Genomic DNA, 5,597 nt, shown 5'->3' on the forward strand with positions numbered 1-5,597 from the left:
TTGTAATGGTTCAAATGGTTTGTTGTGTGTGAACCAAAATTGTGTATAATTTACAAACGGATTTGGATAATTTAACACATTGGTCAAGGTTACATCATCATCGCCAACTACTACAAATTGAATTTCTGTTGCTATAAAATTATTATAAACATCCCAAGCTTTAAAGGTAATTGTGTGCAATCCTAAAGCTAGATTTCTAAAAGGAAATCTAATTTTACCTTTTTTATAATTATCAAGTTCTGTTTCGTAATAATCGTTTAATATATATGGTTTGGTTTCATCTCCATCTAAAATTGCTACAATATCATGACCAATTCCACTTGCTGTATTTATTCCGTGCTCATCTTCAAGAAAAGCTAAAAAGAAAGGCGATTCGTTAGTAATTCCACCATTTACAAAAGTTTCATCATTCATATAAAGTCTTACGGTTGGCGCAGTAACATCTGCTACAGCATTAGTATTTATTCCGCCAACTTTTATATCTAAATTATAACCAGTTTTGTCTAATAAAATTTCATTTCTTTTAGTGTAAAAACTTATTCTTCCGTTTCCTAGCGGAATTTTAATGTCTCTTGGAACCACAAAACCAAATTCGAACAATCCATTATTTACAGATGCATTTCCTCTAAAAATTGTTTCTCCAAGGTTTGTAAATGTAATTGGCGGACTATTGTTATCGTTATTTAAAGTACTTCTATTATAATTTTTATCAAATATATTTACGAATAATTCTCCGTTATAGTTTGGAAGTGGGTTTCCAGATTCGTCTTGTACTTCGCCAGATAATTTTACGTAAGCCAATGCTTTTAAATCGGAAATTGGCTGCGTTATTGGAACATCGTTAACTTTAGTTAATACAACTCTTGGTTTTGGAATTGCTAGCATTAATGCTGGATCACCAAGAAATGCAACTACTCTTGTAGATTCATTATTATTACTTCCAATTTTTGCTAATCGCAATGCTTCTGCAATTGAAGTGTATGTATTGGAGCTATAAGAAAATAATTGTTCAGACATTTCATCATTAAATAATTCAGCTGTAGTTTTTCCTATTGATCTAATGGTTGTTATCATTGCTACTGCACCACCTTTTGGATTCCAAAAAGTATATTCGCCAGCAGTTGGACGATATGGATTATCAAATCTTGAAAATTCGCAAGTAATGGTTATAAACAATGGATATCTGTAACGATTATTAAAATTTAATCCGTCAAATTTATCCCAAATTCTTTCACCTGTTAAACCATCTTCTCCACCATGACCAAGATAATTGAAAACCAAAGCACCTTTTTCAAATGCATTTATAATATCTTCATTGGCTTTAGGATATCTATCGCCACCAGCAGAAGTTTGTTGTTGATAAGAATCTAAAAGTACTTTTTTAAAATTTATAAATGGTTTGTTAGCATGAATTGCATCTGTCAAAGTATTTTGTTTTACTTGTAATGTTGCATCATCAACTTTATCTGAATCATCAGAAATACTAACATAATTGTTTCTCCAACTTCCGTAAGATTTTATATCGTGGTATTCTATAACTTTATTAACCATTTCATCTGCTTGTTGTGGCGATGAAACTAGCATTCTACCAACTGCAATATCAGCAGAAAAAGAATATAATGGATCACCTTCATTATCATCCATTAATGCAAAATAATCATCAGATGCAAATGAAGGTTCGCTTGATGAATAACTATTTACAGCGTGATATATAGGTACAATATTGGTATTATTTGGTATTCTATCTTTAAAATCGAACGAAGCATCGCCAAAAAGATTTAAATATTTTACTCTATTGGCAGTTGAAGATGCATTTAAATATACATATCTAACAAAATTTCTGATGGCGCCAATATCTTGTTTACCAGATCCAAATTCTTCATATATATTATCAAGATTTACAACTTTCACATTTAAATTGGAATAACCTCTATGAAAATTTGCCAATCGTTCTGCTTGAGAATTTAAACTTCTTGGTGTAATGATTAAATAATCAATATCTTGAAAGTTGCCTTGATTGTTTTTAAAAATGGTTCCTTTTAAATTTTGACTAGTAACATTAGTGTTATTATCTTTTAAAGGAGAATAAAAATCGGCTTCGTCAAGTGCAATGTATTTTTTTAAAGTTCCTAAATTGGCTTTGAAAGAAAAATTACTTTGACTGGTTGAATTAGAAATTGTTTGTACATTATATATATCTGAAATATCCCAAACTTGCTTAATGGCAGATGCATTAGTTAGTTGATATTCTACAACACCAGTTTGAGTTGCACTGTTATTATACTGAAATTTAAATTGTTTACCGTAACCTAATAATTTACTGGTTGCTTTTAAAATTATATAATCTAGATGAGCTTTAGAGTTGGGAACACCATTATTATTGAATTTTAATTTTACATTAAAATTTTGAGAACTAGTTAATGAATTATTAATAATGGTAGCATTACTCGCTTCTAAACTTGAGTTAACAGCAATTGCTGGTAAACTTAAAGCTCCAATAGATGTTGCATTTACAGAAACATCAAATGTTGTGCTTACAAATGAATTTCCACCAACGTGTACTTCTATTTTAGTTGGAATTGTGGTTTCGATATTTGGAAAGTTGAATTCGAAATCTTGTTCGTTTTTTAAACTAAAACTTTCGCCAAACCAAATTCTTCCTAATCTTCCTATATTAGTTAAATCGGTTTCATGAAATTGATAATCGTCAAAAGTTGTTAAATTTAATGTAGCCGAAGCTGACGGTTGATTGAATGATGAAATTCTTTTACCATCGCTTCCAGAAGTTGTTACATAATAATAGGACTTATCTGCATATAGATTTAAATGTGTTTTATTTTCTTCGCTCCAATTGTCCATTCCTTCTGCATAAAAAAGTATGTAATCGTCATTATCAAAAGAATTATCTGCATCACCAATTACTTGAATAGCATTTTCTTCTAGATCATAAGGATATGGAACATTGTTTTTTAATGGAACCATTCTTCCACCATTTCCAAAGATTTTTATTTTATTCGGATTTACTCCATCAGTATTTAAACCTAATTGAGTTAAAAAAGATTTAGAAATTTTATAAACGCCAGATTTTTGAACATAAAATCTATAAAAATTTCCTGTTGATAAAACAGAATTTATAATGGTATTTGGAACTAGATTTTGGAGATTATTTTTGTTAGAATTTGAACTATTTTGATACGAATAATTAAAAGAGAGCACTTTTTTGTATTCATTATCAATTTTAATTATCGGATTAAAGGTAAATAAAACCAGATTAACATCTCTTGAAATCAAATTTTGTAATTTAAAACTTACAGTATTTAATAAATTATTTTTAGATAAATCACCTAGTTCATTTTCGGAAATTGTTTGATAATTTAGGTTAGAAATTACTAGAGAATTTTCGTTAATTAGCGAATTGGTTTTAAATTTGTTTACATAAGAAAGTGTCTTATTATAAGAATCAAAATTAAAATTTTTAGTATCAAATTGTGGAATAGTGAATTTAGCATTATCCTCTGAATAGCTTGAATTACTTGACCAATTTAAAGTAATAGAACCATTATTTTGTGAAAATACAAAACAATTAAAAAGTAAAAAAACAAGGATTAAAATTTTTTTCATAGCAATTGTATAACGTAAAAAAATTATATTTATTACGAAAGAGTAAAAATACTATTTATTTGAAATTAACACAATATTATAAGTTAAAATTCGTTAATAATGAACATCAATAGCAAAAAAAAATTATAAATATTTCTAATTGTGTTGCACTTTAAAGGTTAATTCTTATATTGCGTCACGAAATTTATTACCTATTAAAAGTATGAAAGTAAACAAAATTATGGCTATCAAGTTATTATTAACATTAATAATAACAATCGGTTTTACTAGTTGTAGTAAAAAGTCTAGCTCAAAAAATTCGTCTAAAGCTACAGGATGGAAAATCAACGATAAAAAAGGTGGTTTTCAATATGCCTCTAACTTTAAAAAACAAGAAACTGGTCCAGGTTTAGTTCTTGTAGAAGGTGGAACATTTACTATGGGTAAAGTTCAAGATGATCCTATGCATGATTGGAATAACACTCCAAATCAGCAACACGTTCAGTCTTTTTATATGGATGAGACAGAAGTAACTAATTTAATGTACATGGAGTATTTAGATTGGTTAAAAAGAGTTTATCCGCCAACAGAAGACAATTATAAAAATATTTATGAAGGTGCATCGCCAGATACATTAGTTTGGAGAAATAGACTTGGTTATAACGAAACTATGACTAATAACTATTTAAGACATCCAGCTTATTCAGAATATCCTGTAGTTGGTGTTAACTGGATTCAAGCAGTTGAATTTAGTAAATGGAGAACTGATAGAGTTAACGAATCTGTATTAGAAAGAGAAGGATTTCTAAAAAAAGATGCTAAAGTTGCAGATGCAAGTTCGGAAGCTACTTTTAGCACAGAAACTTATTTAGCAACACCAACAAGCACTTTTGGAGGAAACGAAGAAATTGTATTGAAAGGAAGAAGAAATTCTAAAGCAGCAGGAAAAGGTGGAACAAAAAATTCTAAAGGAGAAGCACAAGAAGCTAAAAACGTATATGCTCAAAGAACATCTGGTTTAATTTTACCTGAATATAGACTTCCTACAGAAGCTGAATGGGAATATGCAGCAGCAGCAGATGTTGGACAAAGAGAATATAATATTTACAAAGGTCAAAAGAAATATCCTTGGTCTGGAAGTTATACACGTTCTGGAAAAAGAAAAATTAAAGGTGACCAATTGGCTAACTTTAAACAAGGAAAAGGTGATTACGGTGGAATTGCTGGATGGTCTGATGATGGCGCTGATATTACTAATAAAGTAAAATCGTATCCACCAAATGATTTTGGATTATATGACATGGCAGGTAACGTTTCAGAATGGGTTGCCGATGTTTATAGACCAATAGTTGATGATGAAGCGAATGACTTTAATTACTTTAGAGGAAACGTTTACACAAAAAATAAAATTGGTGAAGACGGAAAAGTTGAGCTTGTAACAGGAGAAAGTCAAACTTTTGATACTTTGCCTAATGGTAGAGTTATGGCTAGAAATTTTCCAGGTCAAATTGCTCAAGTTCCAGTTGATGAAAAAGAAACTTACTTGAGACAAAACTTTGACAAAAGCGACGAAAGAAACTATCGTGATGGAGATAAACAATCTACAAGATATTTTGATTTTGGAAGCTCTGAAGAAGGAGAAAAACTTACTGATGAAAAAAGAATGTACGATTCACCAAAACATAATGTTACTACAGATAGTATTGGAAACATGATTCGTAAATATGATAAATCAAGTAAACGTACAACATTAGTAAATGATGATGTTAGAGTTTATAAAGGTGGATCATGGAGAGATAGAGCATATTGGTTAGATCCAGCTCAAAGAAGATATTTTCCACAAGATATGGCAACAGATTATATTGGATTTAGATGTGCTATGTCTAGAGTTGGTCCAAAAGCTGACAAAAAGAAAAGACCAAGAAATTAAAAAATATTTTAGATAATATACTTAAAGTCCCGTAAATTTACGGGACTTTATAATTTAATAAACTTTT

2 protein-coding genes are annotated in these 5,597 nt (G+C 29.6%); one reads left to right on the forward strand and one right to left on the reverse strand.

What is annotated here, in order from left to right; genetic code table 11:
* Positions 1-3,621 (reverse strand): type IX secretion system sortase PorU (gene porU, locus ACH2BC_RS10665; protein ID WP_395053985.1); only part of this gene is annotated, 3,621 nt, incomplete at its 3' end.
* Between the two features lie 202 nt (positions 3,622-3,823).
* Here porU and gldJ point away from each other — a divergent pair.
* A complete protein-coding gene (gene gldJ / locus ACH2BC_RS10670; protein WP_395053986.1) occupies positions 3,824-5,530 on the forward strand; it encodes a gliding motility lipoprotein GldJ in 1,707 nt (568 codons plus the stop codon).
* Positions 5,531-5,597: the final 67 nt, after the last annotated feature.

The organism is Flavobacterium sp., from assembly GCF_043760115.1.
Lineage (GTDB): Bacteria > Bacteroidota > Bacteroidia > Flavobacteriales > Flavobacteriaceae > Flavobacterium.

Bases quoted from the DNA above. Each gene is read 5' to 3' on its own strand.
- gldJ (WP_395053986.1), top strand. From the start codon at position 3,824: ATGAAAGTAAACAAAATTATGGCTATCAAGTTATTATTAACATTAATA.